The sequence below is a fragment of the Flavobacterium sp. HJSW_4 genome (assembly GCF_042436695.1).
Lineage (GTDB): Bacteria > Bacteroidota > Bacteroidia > Flavobacteriales > Flavobacteriaceae > Flavobacterium.
Window position 1 is genome coordinate 18,019 of record NZ_JBHNPP010000040.1, and the last position, 16,339, is coordinate 34,357.

General features: G+C 31.0%; 11 protein-coding genes and 1 tRNA gene. 5 read left to right on the forward strand and 7 right to left on the reverse strand.

What is annotated here, in order from left to right; all coding sequences use genetic code 11:
* The first annotated feature begins 22 nt into the window (after window positions 1–22).
* The gene (locus tag ACE01P_RS22280) at window positions 23–1,081 is read left to right on the forward strand and encodes a phytase (protein ID WP_379701249.1); all 1,059 of its coding nucleotides are present in this window, start codon (window positions 23–25) and stop codon (window positions 1,079–1,081) included.
* A gap of 124 nt (window positions 1,082–1,205) precedes the next feature.
* Here the strand turns inward: ACE01P_RS22280 and pckA are convergent, their stop codons facing one another.
* Together pckA and ACE01P_RS22290 are read right to left on the reverse strand one after the other, a co-directional pair.
* Complete coding sequence (gene pckA / locus ACE01P_RS22285; RefSeq protein ID WP_379701251.1) at window positions 1,206–2,810, reverse strand: phosphoenolpyruvate carboxykinase (ATP); 1,605 nt, start codon at window positions 2,808–2,810, stop codon at window positions 1,206–1,208.
* A gap of 301 nt (window positions 2,811–3,111) precedes the next feature.
* Window positions 3,112–3,498 (reverse strand): DUF423 domain-containing protein, encoded by a 387-nt coding sequence (locus ACE01P_RS22290; protein ID WP_379701252.1) that lies wholly within the window; start codon window positions 3,496–3,498, stop codon window positions 3,112–3,114.
* 186 nt (window positions 3,499–3,684) lie between these two features.
* Here ACE01P_RS22290 and ACE01P_RS22295 point away from each other — a divergent pair, with 186 nt between their 5' ends.
* Window positions 3,685–5,049, forward strand: coding sequence for a saccharopine dehydrogenase family protein (locus ACE01P_RS22295; protein WP_379701253.1), 1,365 nt, complete (start codon window positions 3,685–3,687; stop codon window positions 5,047–5,049).
* Window positions 5,050–5,191: 142 nt separating this feature from the next.
* Here the strand turns inward: ACE01P_RS22295 and ACE01P_RS22300 are convergent, their stop codons facing one another.
* The 3 genes from ACE01P_RS22300 to ACE01P_RS22310 all read right to left on the reverse strand — a co-directional run bounded on the left by ACE01P_RS22300 (window position 5,192) and on the right by ACE01P_RS22310 (window position 8,521).
* The gene (locus ACE01P_RS22300) at window positions 5,192–6,124 is read right to left on the reverse strand and encodes a DUF6624 domain-containing protein (RefSeq protein ID WP_379701264.1); all 933 of its coding nucleotides are present in this window, start codon (window positions 6,122–6,124) and stop codon (window positions 5,192–5,194) included.
* A gap of 67 nt (window positions 6,125–6,191) precedes the next feature.
* Entirely contained in the window at window positions 6,192–6,896 is a 705-nt protein-coding gene (locus ACE01P_RS22305; RefSeq protein ID WP_379701254.1) for an energy transducer TonB, read from the reverse strand.
* Between the two features lie 236 nt (window positions 6,897–7,132).
* On the reverse strand, window positions 7,133–8,521 hold the full coding sequence (locus ACE01P_RS22310; RefSeq protein WP_379701255.1) for a dipeptidase: 1,389 nt from the start codon (window positions 8,519–8,521) through the stop codon (window positions 7,133–7,135).
* 110 nt (window positions 8,522–8,631) lie between these two features.
* On the opposite strand from ACE01P_RS22310, the gene ACE01P_RS22315 reads away from it, so the two are divergent.
* The 3 genes from ACE01P_RS22315 (at window position 8,632) to ACE01P_RS22325 (ending at window position 9,859) form a co-directional block, all read left to right on the forward strand.
* Window positions 8,632–8,713 (forward strand) — tRNA-Leu (locus tag ACE01P_RS22315).
* 101 nt (window positions 8,714–8,814) lie between these two features.
* The gene (locus tag ACE01P_RS22320; RefSeq protein WP_379701257.1) at window positions 8,815–9,366 is read left to right on the forward strand and encodes a hypothetical protein; all 552 of its coding nucleotides are present in this window, start codon (window positions 8,815–8,817) and stop codon (window positions 9,364–9,366) included.
* Window positions 9,359–9,859 (forward strand): hypothetical protein, encoded by a 501-nt coding sequence (locus ACE01P_RS22325; protein WP_379701259.1) that lies wholly within the window; start codon window positions 9,359–9,361, stop codon window positions 9,857–9,859. Before ACE01P_RS22320 ends, ACE01P_RS22325 begins: the two co-directional genes overlap by 8 nt.
* A gap of 74 nt (window positions 9,860–9,933) precedes the next feature.
* On the opposite strand, the gene ACE01P_RS22330 is transcribed toward ACE01P_RS22325, so the two are convergent.
* Together ACE01P_RS22330 and ACE01P_RS22335 are read right to left on the reverse strand one after the other, a co-directional pair.
* Window positions 9,934–12,924, reverse strand: a complete 2,991-nt coding sequence (locus tag ACE01P_RS22330; RefSeq protein WP_379701261.1) for a P-loop NTPase fold protein — start codon at window positions 12,922–12,924, stop codon at window positions 9,934–9,936.
* A gap of 48 nt (window positions 12,925–12,972) precedes the next feature.
* Entirely contained in the window at window positions 12,973–16,044 is a 3,072-nt protein-coding gene (locus ACE01P_RS22335) for an SIR2 family protein (RefSeq protein WP_379701262.1), read from the reverse strand.
* Between the last annotated feature and the right edge of the window lie 295 nt (window positions 16,045–16,339).

The window sequence follows — 16,339 nt, forward strand, 5'->3', positions numbered from 1 at the left end:
TTGCATTAAAATATATAATATAATGAAAAATAAATCTTTAGTTGCTCTTTTACTTTTAGCTGTTTCATTTACAGCTTGTAAAGACGACAAATTAGCTCCGGTTCAGCCAAATGCCGTAAAACCAACAGCAGTTACAGAAGCTTTGCCTCACGATACAGACGATCCTTCAATCTGGATCAATCCAACAGATGCTTCAAAAAGTATTATTGTTGGAACAGATAAAGACACAGACGGTGGTTTGTATGCTTTTGATTTGAATGGAAAAATCCTTAAAAAATCAATTACTTTAAAACGTCCAAACAATGTTGATATCGCTTATGGATTGATTATTGACGGAAAAAAAGTAGACGTTGCCGTTACAACAGAGTGTGAAGAAAACAGAATCAGAATCTTCAGTTTACCTGATTTAGAACCAATCGACAATGGCGGAATTCCTGTTTTTGAAGGAGAAGCACAACGCGATCCAATGGGAGTTTCTTTATACACACGTCCAACTGACGGAAAGATCTTCGCTATTGTTGGAAGAAAAACTGGTCCATCTGGAACTTATTTATGGCAATATGAACTTTCTGGAAACGGAAAATTTGCTGCTGCAAAAGTGGTTCGCAAATTCGGAACTTACAGCGGTAAAAAAGAAATCGAAGCTATTGCAGTTGATAACGAGTTAGGTTTTGTATACTATTGCGATGAGCAGGCTGGAATTAGAAAATACAAAGCAGATCCAGCTTTAAATGATAATAAAGAACTGGCTTTCTTTGGTCAAAAAGATTTCAAAGCAGATCACGAAGGAATTGCTATTTACAAAAAAACAGATTCTACAGGATATCTTTTAGTATCAAATCAGCAAGCAAATACTTTTATGGTTTATCCAAGAGAAGGCGCAAAAGGAAACCCAAACAATCATCCTTTGTTAGCGGAAGTTCCAACTTCTACAGTTGAATGTGACGGTGCAGATGCAACTAGCGTTAATCTTGGTGGAAAATACAAAAACGGACTTTTCGTAGCGATGAGCAACGGAATGACTTTCCACTATTATGCTTGGGATTTAATCCAAAAACGTATAGACGAATCTAAAAAATAAAGTTTCAAGGTTTTCAGTCGCGGTTCCGTGTTCAGTGTCTATTTTTTTTTACTGCGATTGGAAACCAAACAAAAAAAGCTGTTCATTTCTGAACAGCTTTTTTATTTGAATTAATTCATTCCTTTTATTCTGTAATCGGCGCACCTGCTAAGATTTCAGCATTGGCAAACTCTTCAAATTTCGCAAAATTAGCTTTGAATTTTCCAGCTAATTCTAATGCTTTTTTATCGTATAACTCTTTGTCTTCCCAAGTATTTCTAGGGTTTAGAATTTCACTTGGAACATTTGGACAAGATTGAGGTTTTGCAATTCCAAATACTTTGTGATCAACATATTCTACATTATCAAGTTCTCCTTTTAATGCAGCAGTAATCATAGCACGAGTATATTTCAGTTTCATACGGCTTCCAATTCCGTAAGGTCCACCAGTCCATCCTGTGTTGATTAACCAAACTTTCACTCCAGCATCTTTCATTTTTTTGCTTAACATTTCTGCATAGCGCGTTGGATGTAAAGGCATAAATGGAGCTCCAAAACAAGCAGAGAAATTAGGTTGAGGCTCTGTTACACCAGCTTCTGTACCAGCAACTTTTGCAGTGTATCCAGAAATAAAGTGGTAAGCTGCCTGACCTGGAGTCAATCTTGAGATTGGAGGCAAGATTCCAAAAGAATCGGCCGTTAAGAAAAATATATTTTTAGGATTATGTCCAACCAAACCTGGCTGTACATTATCAATATGTGTAATAGGGTAACTTACACGAGTATTTTGAGTGATAGAAACATCATCATAATCAACCTCATTTGTTCCAGCTTTAAAAACCACATTTTCTAAAAGCGCTCCTTTTTTAATTGCTCTAAAAATGTCTGGTTCATTTTCTTCTGTTAAGTTGATTACTTTAGCGTAGCAACCTCCTTCAAAGTTGAAAACTGTATTTTCGTTTGTCCATCCGTGCTCATCGTCTCCGATTAATTTACGCTCTGGATCTGCAGATAAAGTTGTTTTTCCTGTTCCAGATAAACCGAAGAAAATAGCCGTATCTCCTGCTTCGCCAACATTGGCGCTACAGTGCATTGGAAGTGTATTTTTGAAAACTGGAAGAATAAAGTTTAAAGCAGAAAAAATTCCTTTTTTCATTTCTCCTGTATAACCTGTTCCACCAATTAAAGCGATTTTTTTAGTAAAATCTAAAATAGCAAAATTAGATTGTCTTGTTCCGTCAACAGCAGGATCTGCCATAAAACTTGGAGCACAAACTACTGTCCATTCTGGCGTAAAATTAGCCAATTCTGAAGCTTCTGGACGTAAGAACATATTATAGCAGAACAAATTTGACCAAGCTGTTTCTGTTACAACTCTTACATTCAATCTATAATTTGCATCAGAACACACATAAGAATCACGAACAAATACTTCTTTGTTTGATAAAAATGCTGTTACCTTATTATAAAGCTTTTCAAAAGCTTGAGGCTCAAACGGGATATTTACATTTCCCCACCAAACTTGATCTTTAGTAATATCATCTTTTACGATAAAACGATCTTGTGGAGAACGACCTGTAAATTCACCAGTATTAATTGCTAACGCTCCAGTAGAATTCTCAACACCTTGTCCTGACTGCAAAGTAATCGCATGTAATTCATCTGCAGATAGTTGATAACGAACTTTTGCATTTTCAATTCCTAATTCTTTTAGCGAAATCGATTGCGCGAAAACTGTATTAGTGTCCATAAATTTTTAAGTTGTGTGTGATTTTTTGTTTAAAGCAAAATTACAGATTAATTTTTATTTCTTTTAAAATACTTAAATTTCACTCTGATTTATATCAAAAAAGTGAAATTTCACTTTAAAAATTACAAAAAGAAAAAAATAATCGCTTCTAATTTGTTTAATTACAACTTAATGTGCGATTTTGTTATATTATTTTTGTTTAACAATATAAAATACAAAAAAGTCACACAAATAAGTCTATATGTTATTTATGTGACAAAATTAAAGATTAATTCTTAGACAGAATTTTTTTTTCGGGATTTTATGATTTTCTCTTCAGAATCGTAAAGAATAATAGCGCCCAAGCAATAATTAATATAAAACCACCCACTGGAGTTGCGAATACGATAATTTTCGATTCAAACAAAGTGTAGTCTTTTGTTGCCATTAAATAGATTGAACCACTAAAAAGAACAACACCTGCAACAACTAAATTATAGATCGTTTTTAGCGTTTTTTCTGCAATGTCTTTTTGTGTAGATAAAAATAGAAGAAAAAGAGCGTGATACATTTGGTAACGAACACCAACTTCAAAACTGTTTAATTGATCAACTGAAAGATATTTTTTTAATAAATGAGCTCCAAAAGCGCCCAAAATAATAGCTAACATACCAATAAAAGCTCCCGTTAGAACGAATCTTCTTTTCATAATTATTTCTTTTGAAATTTGATACAAAAATACTCCAAACGAACCGAAAAACCGCCTTACTTTCTCGATTATTTAGAACTAAATCAAATTATTTTTTGCAGCATTTCAAAAAATAAATTCAATTTAATTTAATTTCAATTGTTATATTTATAACATTTAAATATATTTGTGTTAAATATTTGAGACATGAGAAACGTTTTAATAATTGGAGCAGGAAGATCTGCATCGTCTTTGATTCGATATTTATTATCAAAATCTAATGAAGAGCAACTACATTTAACGGTAGCCGACCTTTCATTGCAGCTTGCGAAAGCAAAGACGCAAGATCATCCAAATGCAACTCCGCTTGCCTTAGATATTTTTAATGCCGATGAAAGAAGAAAAGCTATTGCAAATGCTTCGATAGTAATTTCAATGCTTCCTGCGCATCTGCATATCGAAATCGCTAAAGATTGTCTGGAATTCAAAAAGAATCTTGTTACTGCATCCTATATCAGTGATGCAATGCAGGCATTAAACGATGAAGCCATTAAAAACAATCTGATCTTCATGAATGAAATTGGCCTTGATCCAGGAATCGATCATATGAGTGCCATGAAAGTTATTGACGAAATCAGATCGAAAGGCGGCAAAATGCTTTTGTTTGAGTCGTTCTGTGGCGGTTTAGTAGCTCCAGAATCTGACAACAATTTGTGGAATTACAAATTTACTTGGGCGCCAAGAAACGTAGTTTTGGCTGGACAAGGCGGCGCTGCCAAATTTATTCAAGAAGGTACTTATAAATACATTCCGTATAGCGCTTTATTTAGAAGAACCGAATTTCTAGAAGTTGAGGGCTACGGGAAATTTGAGGCTTACTCCAACCGCGATTCTCTTAAATACCGTTCGGTTTATGGTTTAGATGATGTTTTGACATTATATAGAGGAACAATTAGAAGGGTTGGTTTTTCGAGAGCTTGGAACATGTTTGTTCAGCTCGGAATGACTGATGATAGTTATATTTTAGAGGGGTCAGAAAATATGAGTTATCGTCAGTTCATCAACTCTTTCCTTCCTTATCATCCAACAGATTCTGTTGAAATTAAAACTCGTTTGATCTTAAAAATTGATCAAGACGATATCATGTGGGATAAACTTCTCGAACTGGATTTATTTAACCCAAACAAAAAAGTAAATCTTCCAAATGCAACTCCAGCGCAGATTTTAGAAAAAATATTATCTGAAGGTTGGGCTTTAGAACCAGACGACAAAGACATGATTGTCATGTATCATAAATTTGGTTATGAATTGAATGGCGAGAAAAAGCAAATCGATTCTAAAATGGTTTGCATTGGCGATGACCAAACCTATACGGCAATGGCAAAAACAGTCGGACTTCCGGTTGCGATCGCGACATTATTGATTTTAAACGGAAAAATTACAACTCCAGGCGTACAGCTTCCTATTAAAAAAGAAGTTTACGAACCTATTTTGAAAGAGTTAGAAGAATACGGGGTTATTTTTAACGAACAAAATGTGCCTTATTTTGGATACAATCCAGACTTGTTTTAGTCTGGATCTGCATGTTTATTTTTAGAATTTTTTTTTAATTAGTTTTTAATTTTATCCGCTTCCTCCATCAGAAGCGGATTTTTTTCTTTTAAGATTCAAAAACACAACAGATACTTAAACCCAATTTGAAAAGTTGCATTTCTTATTTTGTAATATTTTCTAGTTTTTCTGTTTCTGGAAGTTCTTTTTTGTACTCTTCCAAATTCCATTCAATATTCATTTTTGCTGCGTATTCGGCCATAGTTCCAAGTCCCACCTCTGCACGCCTTTTATCTACATTGTCTGGATCTATCATCGGCGATATGTACATTTTATTTGTTTTTTTGTTCTTTGCTGCCTGGCTGCCGTAAATTTGTCTTCTCCCCTCTCTCAAAGCCACTCTATCTTCTAAGTACGCCAAATTTGCTCCATTAGCATTCCCATTTTTAACCGCCTCTCGCATCATTGGCAAATATTTTTGCTGGTATTCTAAATCGGCATGCTGAATAACCAAAAACAACGTCTTATTTCCCTGTTCACCAACCACATTTTTCCCAAGCCATCCTCTTTCATCCAGTATTTTCATCACCTTAATGAGGTTAATACTGTCTTTTCTATTCATAATTTTACCAATGCTGTCTATTTTCTTTTTGTCTGGATTTGGCTTTTTATAAACATTCATAAATTCTCCACGAATTTCTTGATCTTCGGTATAAATCAGCGCCAATTCTTTTTCTAGCGCCTTATCATAATTTACTCCGATAATCTCCAATTTCTTTTGCAACTTTTCGATTATCTTTTTCCATTCTTTTTCTGAATGAAGACGTTTTAAATCACGATCAATTTGAATGTGCGAAATGTTTTCATATCCTTTATCAATAGACAAATTCAGCCACTTAAATGCTTTTTTATTTTCTTCGGCCATAGACGCAGAGCAACCTGCATTGTAGAAATCTACAAACGACTTTTGCTCTATTTTAAAAGCTTTGCTGTAAAACGCAACAGACAATTTATAGTTTTTTACCGAATAAGAAGAATCTGCTTTCCGAACCCAATCTTTATAAGTTTGAGCTTTTAAGAAACTGAAATTCAGCACAAGCAAAACAAAAACAATCGTTTTTTTCTTAAAGTAAGTTAGCTGTTTATTTAATATTGATATTCACTTAATCAGGTTCTTGAATAGAAAGCGGAAGGTTAAATTTAGCCGCTACCACTTGGCCGTTTAGTTTACCTGGTATCCAATTTTGAGACAATCTTAATATTCTCAGAGCCTCTTCTCCTGTACCATAACCTAAATCTTTAACCACTGCCATATCGGTTAAAGAACCATCTTTTTGCACAATAAAAGTAACGCGTATAGTTCCTTTTAACAAAACTCCTTTTGGTGTTGCCGGCACTTTATAAAAATGACCCGCAAACTTATAAAACTCTTCCATGCCACCTGGATAAGTTGGTTTTTCGGTCAAATCTGCGGTCTGATAAAAGCTTTCTTGGACTTTAACTTCCTTAATTGCTGCAGGTTTTGGCAACGTGATTTCTTCAAATTCTGGCCCGCCTTTTTTCAGTTTTTCGATAACTTCTTCTTTGGTTAATCTTCTGTGCTCGAAAAAAACATTTTGAAGCGCTCTTTTTTCTTCTAAAGTAAGTGTAGCAAATTTCTTTTCACCAATAAGAGCTCCTGTATCATCTTTAATTTTAAAAGTAGTATTGGCATAATAGGTTTCTATATCATTTCGCATTTTCTGCATTTGCTCTGGAGTAGCTTTTGACCTTGATTCCTGACTTGTAATTGTGATATTGAAAAACAAAACAAAAGCAAAACACAAAACTATTTTTGCCTTGAAAACCGAATCTACTTTTGGGAGCATAGCATTATTTTTTTAGTTGTTTTCTGATAAAAATACTAATTTAATTGAAATGCAGATTCTAAAACGTTGGAAATACAAAACTTCGCATGTATGCTTAAAAAATTAACCGCAAAGAACGCAAGGATTTTTTCTAAGGATGCACTTTAAACGCAAAGTTCGCAAAGCTTTATCTAGAAAACTTTGCGAACTTATATAAATTTTACTTAAAAAATCTTAGCGCTCTTTGCGGTTAAAAACTACTTAGAAAGCTCCACAAAATACTTGTAAAACAACGGAATAGTCTCAATACCTTTCAAGTAATTAAAGATTCCGAAGTGTTCGTTTGGAGAGTGAATTGCATCACTGTCTAATCCGAAGCCCATTAAGATAGTTTTGCTTTTTAATTCTTTTTCGAATAAAGCCACAATCGGAATACTTCCTCCTGAACGAACAGGAATTGCAGGAACTCCGAAAGTTTCAGTATATGCTTTGTTAGCAGCCTGATATCCGATGCTATCAATTGGCGTTACATAACCTTGACCACCGTGGTGAGGCGTTACTTTTACCGTAACTCCAGCCGGAGCAATACTTGTAAAATGTTTTGTGAAAAGCTCTGTAATCTCTTCCCAATCTTGATTTGGAACCAAACGCATCGAGATTTTAGCGAAAGCTTTACTCGCAATAACCGTTTTAGCGCCTTCTCCTGTGTAACCTCCCCAGATTCCGTTTACGTCTAATGTAGGACGGATTGAGTTTCTTTCGTTTGTTACGTAACCTTTTTCACCGTAAACATCTTCAATGTTTAAAGCGTTTTTATATTTTTCTAAGCTAAAAGGCGCTTTTGCCATTTCAGCTCTTTCTTCTGCAGATAATTCCTGAACTTTATCGTAGAATCCTGGAATTGTAATATGATTGTTTTCGTCATGAAGAGAAGCAATCATTTTTGCCAAAATATTAATTGGGTTTGCCACAGCTCCACCGTATAAACCAGAATGCAAATCGCGGTTTGGACCCGTAACTTCAACTTCAACATAACTCAAACCTCTTAAACCAGTCGTAATAGACGGCTGTTGGTTTGAAATCATTCCTGTATCTGAAATCAAAATAACATCATTTTTTAGTTTTTCTTGATTGCGCTCTACGAACCAAGCTAAACTTGCAGAACCTACTTCTTCTTCTCCTTCGATCATGAATTTTACGTTACAAGGCAACGTATTGCTCTGAACCATTAATTCTAGCGCTTTTACGTGCATGTACATCTGACCTTTGTCATCACACGCTCCACGTGCAAAAATTGCTCCTTCTGGGTGAATATCTGTAGTTTTAATAACAGGTTCAAATGGTGGTGAAGTCCATAATTCTAACGGATCTGGCGGTTGTACGTCGTAGTGTCCGTAAACTAAAACCGTTGGAAGATTTGGGTCTATTATTTTTTCTCCGTAAATAATTGGGTAACCTGGAGTGTCGCAAGTTTCGACATAATCGCACCCTGCTTTTGATAAACTTTCTTTTACAGCCTCTGCTGTGTCAATAACATCTTGAGAATATGCAGTGTCGGCAGAAACCGACGGAATCTTTAATAATTCGATCAATTCATTGATAAACCGATCTTTATGTTGTTGAACGTAGGACTTAATATTTTCCATTTAAATAATTTTTATAGAAAACCAAAAGTACAAAAAAGAGAATTAAAAAAAATTTTCAAAAAATGCTTTGATAATTCAAAAGTATGCCTATCTTTGCACCCACAATTACCGCGGATATGGTGAAATTGGTAGACATGCCAGACTTAGGATCTGGTGCCGCAAGGCGTGTAGGTTCGAGTCCTATTATCCGCACTAAAAAAATGCAACTTTCTTATTATTAGATAGTTGCATTTTTTAGTTTTAAGAGTTGCCCGCTATTTGCCCGACAATTTAAAAATCCTAAATTTTCAAATATGAATACAGAAGACCTTATAAAGGATTTCAACAAGAAATTTGAATCAAGATTATCTACCTATTTAACAAAAAAAGATATCCGTAGAATAGATAATTTTCTGAAAAATCAGATAGGTAAATATATTCAGGATATTGAACAACTACAAAAAGAGCTTTTTAATTATAAAAAAACGAAAAAAGCACGATTCATAGATCTTTCAACCAAAGAATATCATCGATCATTTATTGCCTGTGCAATTGGCGCAAAATATAAGAATGTGGGAACATTTGGAACTACTGTTGGGCATATAAGTAATTTCAATAATTATTTACCACTTTATAGAATGTTACTCAAATTAGGTGAAATTGGAAAGAAAAGTAGTTTAAAGGAGAAAAACGGAAGAAGAAATACTGTTGGAAGATGTGCAGAAGTAAAAGCTTCTTATTCATTGTTTAACAAAGACAAGTCTACAAATTTTAGCCAAATAGAATTTACTAATGCATATAGGCCAAGGACTTTACAGATAATAGAAAGATGCAATAATTGTAAAAGTGTATTTGGCAATGTTTAGAAACAATTCTACTTCATATGATTATGATTTATTTATATTTTCTCCAAATATAAATATACATATTGCAACAGGTGGTGCAAGAATCCCATTTTACTTACGAAATTTACTAAAACACAATGATAGAGTATATGATACGTTTTTTAATGATTCAACAAAATATGAAACGCAATTGAATCTGAACCTAGATACAATTGTTTATGCTAAAGAATTTGATAAAAATGAAGATTTTAGCATACAAAATTATTTGTCGAGTTTCCAAAAAATTGCTAGTAAAGGATTTTATTCTTTTGACAAAACAAACATTAGCGATCCTCTAGATAATGAATTTCATCTAGTTGCATACCCTATAAATAGACGTGCAATTGATTTTCTTAAAATAGAAGATTTTATTTTTTCTAAAGAAAACTTTAGAATACTCACCAAAAAACCACTTCTGTTACATTCTATCGAAATCGCAGAAATCACCTTAAACTCTACTAGACTCTTATATTAAATTTAATTTAGTCTAATAATTAAGCTTATCATTTGTTATCGCTCTAAATTTCTAATTTTTGTTTGATTTTTTATTTAGATACTTTTAAATGTAAATCGTTTAATAAATTGATAATGTTTTCTAGAAAGACTAGCTTCCTGCTTTAATAATTCATTATCCTGAGCTAATAATATTTTTCTTAATTCATCCTTTTTTTCGAATTGACTACTCGTAACCTCATGTTTGTAAGAAGAATCCAAATATGTTGAAAGTGGAGCCTTTTTATCTATTATTCTATCTAAAAAAAATTCAAATGAATGTACTAACTCTTTATAATCCCCCATTGATAAGGCTAAGAAAAACATTACTATTAAAAGTTCATTTTCTTTTGTTTCTTCTTTATAATTAAAATCATTATGAGTTTTTACAATTCTATAAATATTAATAAATCTTTTTATACACCTTGGATTATTCCCTATTATTTCAGTCAGACTTTTAATTTGTTTAATTTCTTGCGTTGTAATCTCTAGAGCATTTATTTCATGTTCTTGCAATGAACTATAATAACCACTCGAAATATTTATATTGTTTTCTCTAATCAACACAGTCAAGTCATCTCTCATAGTTAACTCATTATCAAGCAATGACTCATCTTTATTACTATCTTCAACTTTCGATTCTTCAAAATCCGTCAAATTCTCAACACTTACATCCACCTTCTTTTTTGCTAAATTTTCAATCATATTTTTAATGTTCAAATCATCTGCATCTTTAAGATGGAATGGAACTTGAAATATTTTTTCTAAATAATTTGAAGGAGAAATTCTGTCACCATTTGGATCATTCTCTTGAAATTGAATTTCATATTTTTTATTTAAAGCTGTTTTTACCCATCTAGGATCGACTCCAACTATAACAATAAATAAAGGGAATGCCATTAATAAGTTTACTGCTTCCAAAACTTCAACAACTCGATCTTCTGGGCACCGATCCAAATCATCAATGTAAAGTATAATACGTTCAAGTGGTCTCTCAAACATTTTTTTAAACTCTTCACTTTCTCTATTTTTTTCTGTTTCTTTCCTATGATCAGTGAGTAAATCACTAAGGATTTCAAAATCTTTTCTAATAATTGAGACGATACCTAAGTGCTTTTTATAATCCTCACTGTTTGCTCTTTTTTCAATAAATGAATATAAAGCTTCTGTAGATAAAGCATTATTTAATTTAAACTCTAATTTTTCTTTAATTTCTTTTACTGCAACTATTCTTTGTTCAAGTAAAGCAATATCTTCTTTAGAATTTTTAATTTCAAGCTTTAATGCTTTTTCTTTTTGGTTAAATTTAAATAGCGCATTTGCTTTTTCATCGTCGTATTCTGTCTTAATATTCCAAAATGAAGCAACTAAGGGTTGTAACTTTTTATATGTATCTACAGCACGTTTCCAAAAATTGCCTATTATTATCATAAGAGTCAAGAACTTTGCTGAAAAAGTAAAGTCATGCCATTCTATTAAAAGTGAAATCAAAAATGTAAAAATTGGCGTAAAATAAATAATTGCTAATATTATCAATAGATATATTGTATTTCTTAACCATTTACCACTTTCAAAAAAGATTTTTAAAAATGTATCTTTTGATTTTACCTGCTTGTATAACTCATCTGGAGAAACCCAATATTTTTCAGGAATGATCTGCTTTAATTGATCCGTAGATTTAATAAATGTCTCATTGTTATCAAGAGAATTTTCTATACTCGATCTAACTTTAAATTTATCATTTACATTCTTTAAAACTTTTTTGAGAGTATTCTGTTTTATTGTACTTATTTTCTTTTTTAATTCTTTTTTAGCATTTATTTTCTGCCTATATAAACCAAAAAGTTGAACCCTAGTAATTTTAGTTTGCTTTTCTAAAGATGTTATTTCATCCTTTGAGAAATTTAAATTTTGGGTTAATTTCTTTTCTATTTCTTTCTTAAAATTTTTAGCTTTAGTGTCATTAGTGATATATTCTTGTAAACCTTCAAAAATACGTGTTACAATACTAGCCCAGAGATTTGCATCCATATACGACCACGCATTAAAATGAACATGTGCAATACCTTCACAGAATACATTACGAGGATTCTGACCTGATAAATATTGTACATTCTCCTTTAATTTGTGCATGAAGAAACTCTTTCCTGACCCCCATTTTCCCAACAAAGCAATTGCCAAAGGGGGTTCAAAATTTTTTGCTGTTATTACTCTAGCAAAAGCTTCTACATCTTCTTTAATATTTAAATGATCTTCCCCAGTATCTGCATCACTTATCAAACCAGGTAACAATGTTATTTCGGGTTTTGCAATTATTTCTTCTGGTTGAATTTCAACATTAGGATTTAGAAGAAAATCACTTAATTTTTCTAACTGCCCATTATCCAGTTTTGAAATAATATATTTTACAATATTATCGTTTACAATTCCCAGTAAGTCTTTAAAATCATCTTCATTAATAAAAACAACTTGAATTTCTAGATCTTTAATTAACCAATTTATATCGAAGATTTCGTTTGTAGAAATAGATTCAACGATACCTACTGCTTTAATTTGTAAAACTGCACCATCATGACCTTGCGAAATATTTGACTTCCCAAATATTATACTATTTTTTTTAATATTCTTAACTAACTCTTTTCTGATATTTATATCTTTTAAATATTCTGAATAGTAGTTAGGAAGGGATTTTTTTTCTTCGGAATAGTTAAGAAAGAAAAATCCTTTTGCATTATTAGATATTTTTGTGATAATCTCAGATCTCAAACCTAGAGTCTTTTTGTCATGAATCACCCTCTCTCGTTCTAAACGCAAGGCTTCTTTTTCTCTCCTTCTCTGCTCACCCACTGTCTTCGAAGCTTCAAGATTTCCTTTATCCCTTGCAAATTGACTTTGTAGAATATTAAATTCTTCGTCTGAAATTTTAGCATTTGGATTTGCTTCAATGATAATTCCCTTGCCTTTAAGAAAATCAACAGCTCTTTCCAATGAAATATTTAATTCTCTTAAAACCTTATATATTCTAATAACTCTTTTCGTACTTTCCAAATTTTTAGATTTTATACCATTAAATATTTCATTTTTTAATTGTCATGATTATAAAAAATATTCTGTATAGATTTTTGCTACATCACTATCGTAGTGATTTTTTAATGAATCCTCTATAATTTTCTTTAAAGCTTTTATTTTACTAAGTTTTTCATAAATAATCTTACGTGGCATTAATAACAACCATTCAATTTTAAATTTTTTAAGATCTGATTTATCTCTAAAAATAAAAAAACTCATAAAATCATTTAAATTTTGCAATCTCTTTAGACGCGGATCATTGGGTTTGACATCCATAAAAAATAGAAATAGTATTACATTGAAAGAATGAAAACTGTCAAATTTAGGTCTTCCATTTTCAAGCACATAATTACTCTGAGGTGAAATGTTTAAATAATCAATGTAATCGTCAAAAAAAAGATTAAAATCAATCATTTTTGCATATGAAGCATTCGTGTATAACTTGACGTCAAAACTTGTATTTAATCTGTCAATTAATAAAACTTGGAGTTGGTTTTTGATTGTTTTGTCAGAAATTTGCCAAAGCGATACTATTACACCACTTTTCGAATCATAATACTCGAAGTCGGACAAAATTTTGATGGCATATCTCTCATCATCTAATAATTCAAATTTATTTTCATTTGCTAAATAAGCAATCGTTTCAAAAGTATTACTTTGTTCGTATTTTTTAATTTTGTTATGTAGAATTTTCAATAGTCTTTTTGAGTTTTCAATAGAAAAATTTTTTGCATTTTTTTTAATAAATCTGTTCAAAGATTTTAATCCACTATCTGTCACAAAATTTTCATATTCCAAAAACGTTATTAGATTCCCTATAAGAAAATCCATTTTCTCTTCTGGGATGTCAACAGAAAGCAGTAATAACATAATATTATTAAAAACAGATCTCATTTTAATGTTGAAAAAATCATGCTTTAATTGATAAAAAATCAATTCATTTACCAGACTATTAGCAATTGCGAATTTATTCTCTGAAAAAAAAGAAGTAAAGTAATTATTACAGTTTGTAATAATTTCATCCAACCCCTCATCATCAAATTCAATACTTGCAATTTCATGCTTCTCTAAAAAATCTAAAAAACTAGCTGAATCACAATAAGTTATTACAATGTCAAAAAAGCCATCTGAAAATTTTGAAAGCCTTCCCGAATAAGATTTATCAGTCGAATAACTAAGAATTAATGCCTCAATTCCTTTTTGGATTACACTCTTAAAATTTTTAGAGTTATCTCCGATTATATAATTTTCTGAATAAAAAATTATCATCTTATATAACTGAATATAAATCTGTTGAGGATAATATGGCCCAACTTCATAATAATATTTATTTTTATAGTTTGTATAAACTTTCTCTACCTTTTTGTACAATTCTTCAATCTCCTCCTTTACATCATATAAAACTTTATCATCTCGAATCATTTTTAACAATTCGAATTCCTCATTACTTCTTTGTGGTATTTGAAAAATTAATTTATCTGTATCTATTTCGGCAATTTTAGCCATTATTTTATCTTTCTCTTCCTTTGTAATGTTATTTTGTCTATACTTTATTTGCCATTTTAATTTATTCATGTTTTTCTTAGCAATATAATATGTAATATATTTTCCTAAGTACCATGCTTTGCTCGCAATCTCTTCGTACATCTTAAAGGCATAAAGAAAATTCCCAATTTTATAATTTAAATAGGCCATCTGCATATCTTCTTTAATACCTGATATTTCATTAATTGTATAGCTATTTAATTCATATAGAAAATCATTAAATTCATATCTTTCAAACTTACATTTTGTACAACCACACTTCTTCTCAGATTTAAGTGAAATACTTTTTGACTCGTCTGAAATACCTTTATATTTATGTGGACTTGCTTTTTCTTTTTCTTTGGTTACATAATAAATTATGCTATTATTAAGCTTTTTGACAATTTTTCCGAGTTTTTTTTCTTTTTCACTTCTTTCTCTTTCAGATAATTTTTCTAATGGTTTGTACACAACTTTATCTCCCTCGATAACAATCTCGTTATAGAATAAATTTACAATAATGTCATTCTTTAAAAGCAGTGTATTATTATGAATTAAATATTCCTCTTCATCAGATGATTTAAATGGATAAAGCCTACTAACAAATTCCTGAGGAAGTGATTTTAATTCAGAAAATCTATCTAAAGATTGATAGATCTGTTCTACAGCATTTTCTTCTGTTATAGTTATTTTGGATTCATCATAGAAACGAATGAATTTCAAAAGATTAAAAAGTAATTGGCCTTTTTCACTTAAAGAGTTTATTTCTTTAAAGTAAATTTTTGAATAAATATTCTGTCCTTTTAAAAAGCCTTCAATGTAATTTTTACCATTATTACTTGTGGCATCGTAGTAATCAATGACATTAATTCCCTTATTTTTTAAATATTGCTTTTGTGAGAAATGAGCCTGATTATCAGTCGATAATAAATATGCGTTTTGAAAATTATTTCCTAAAATATTTCTAACGTTCTGAATAATCTGCTTTAAATTAAAATCACTATAACTATAACCGATAAACAATACAACTTTTGTGGCAAAAATCGATTTTATAAATGCTTCTATCAGTGGATGGTTATGACTGTAATTAAGATAATCATCTTCTTTTAAAACGAAATTAGTATTGTCTAAATCTCCATGTATTTTTACTAGCAATTTTGTATTATGAGAATATGGAAGATCGGTGTCTTGTCTCACAATTGAAAAAGGTAAAGATTTCTTATTTATTACCTGTTCAAGTAAATCTTCAAAATTTGTGGTTAATATGTGTTCTGGTTCTAAATGAAAGATTTCTTCATGTATTTCATTATGTTTCAATTTTTTATGGCTTAAAACATCTCTTATTTTTTCAATATACTCCTTTTCTTGTCTTTCATTGTAATAGATTTGGGGTATCTTTAGGTAATCGCTCTCATTTTTAGGCAAATCGAGATCGTTCTTAATTTCATCAATTAATTTACCCCAACTAGGGACACCTGCGTCTATTGATATACCTGCTCCCGCAAAAATTACAAGTTTTTTTGTATTTATTGCATCTTTGATAATTCTAATATCTGCTAAAAATTTATTTATCATCGTTACAGTTATTTTTTTTCTTTTAATAGCCCATAAAACTAAGAAAAATCTTTACGATAACAATTTATTTGATAGTTATAATAATTATTAGACAAGTTGTTATATTATACTATTTTGCGAATTGTTCAAAACTAAATTTTAATTTATTTCTACTACCTGTGAATCTATTAAAAAGTGCATTTTTATCCCCCAAAAATACATCTTCCTTCAATTTTTTATTTTCTTTTCTCACATTAAAACATTCAAAATTAATAAGTTAATAACTGTTGTCAAGTTTAAGAAAATTTATACTAAA

Excerpts from the sequence above, each read along its gene's own strand:
- ACE01P_RS22305 (WP_379701254.1), bottom strand. The coding sequence starts at position 6,896 with ATGCTCCCAAAAGTAGATTCGGTTTTCAAGGCAAAAATAGTTTTGTGT.
- ACE01P_RS22310 (WP_379701255.1), bottom strand. The coding sequence starts at position 8,521 with ATGGAAAATATTAAGTCCTACGTTCAACAACATAAAGATCGGTTTATC.
- ACE01P_RS22320 (WP_379701257.1), top strand. The coding sequence starts at position 8,815 with ATGAATACAGAAGACCTTATAAAGGATTTCAACAAGAAATTTGAATCA.
- ACE01P_RS22325 (WP_379701259.1), top strand. The coding sequence starts at position 9,359 with ATGTTTAGAAACAATTCTACTTCATATGATTATGATTTATTTATATTT.
- ACE01P_RS22295 (WP_379701253.1), top strand. The coding sequence starts at position 3,685 with ATGAGAAACGTTTTAATAATTGGAGCAGGAAGATCTGCATCGTCTTTG.
- ACE01P_RS22335 (WP_379701262.1), bottom strand. The coding sequence starts at position 16,044 with ATGATAAATAAATTTTTAGCAGATATTAGAATTATCAAAGATGCAATA.
- ACE01P_RS22290 (WP_379701252.1), bottom strand. The coding sequence starts at position 3,498 with ATGAAAAGAAGATTCGTTCTAACGGGAGCTTTTATTGGTATGTTAGCT.
- ACE01P_RS22280 (WP_379701249.1), top strand. The coding sequence starts at position 23 with ATGAAAAATAAATCTTTAGTTGCTCTTTTACTTTTAGCTGTTTCATTT.
- pckA (WP_379701251.1), bottom strand. The coding sequence starts at position 2,810 with ATGGACACTAATACAGTTTTCGCGCAATCGATTTCGCTAAAAGAATTA.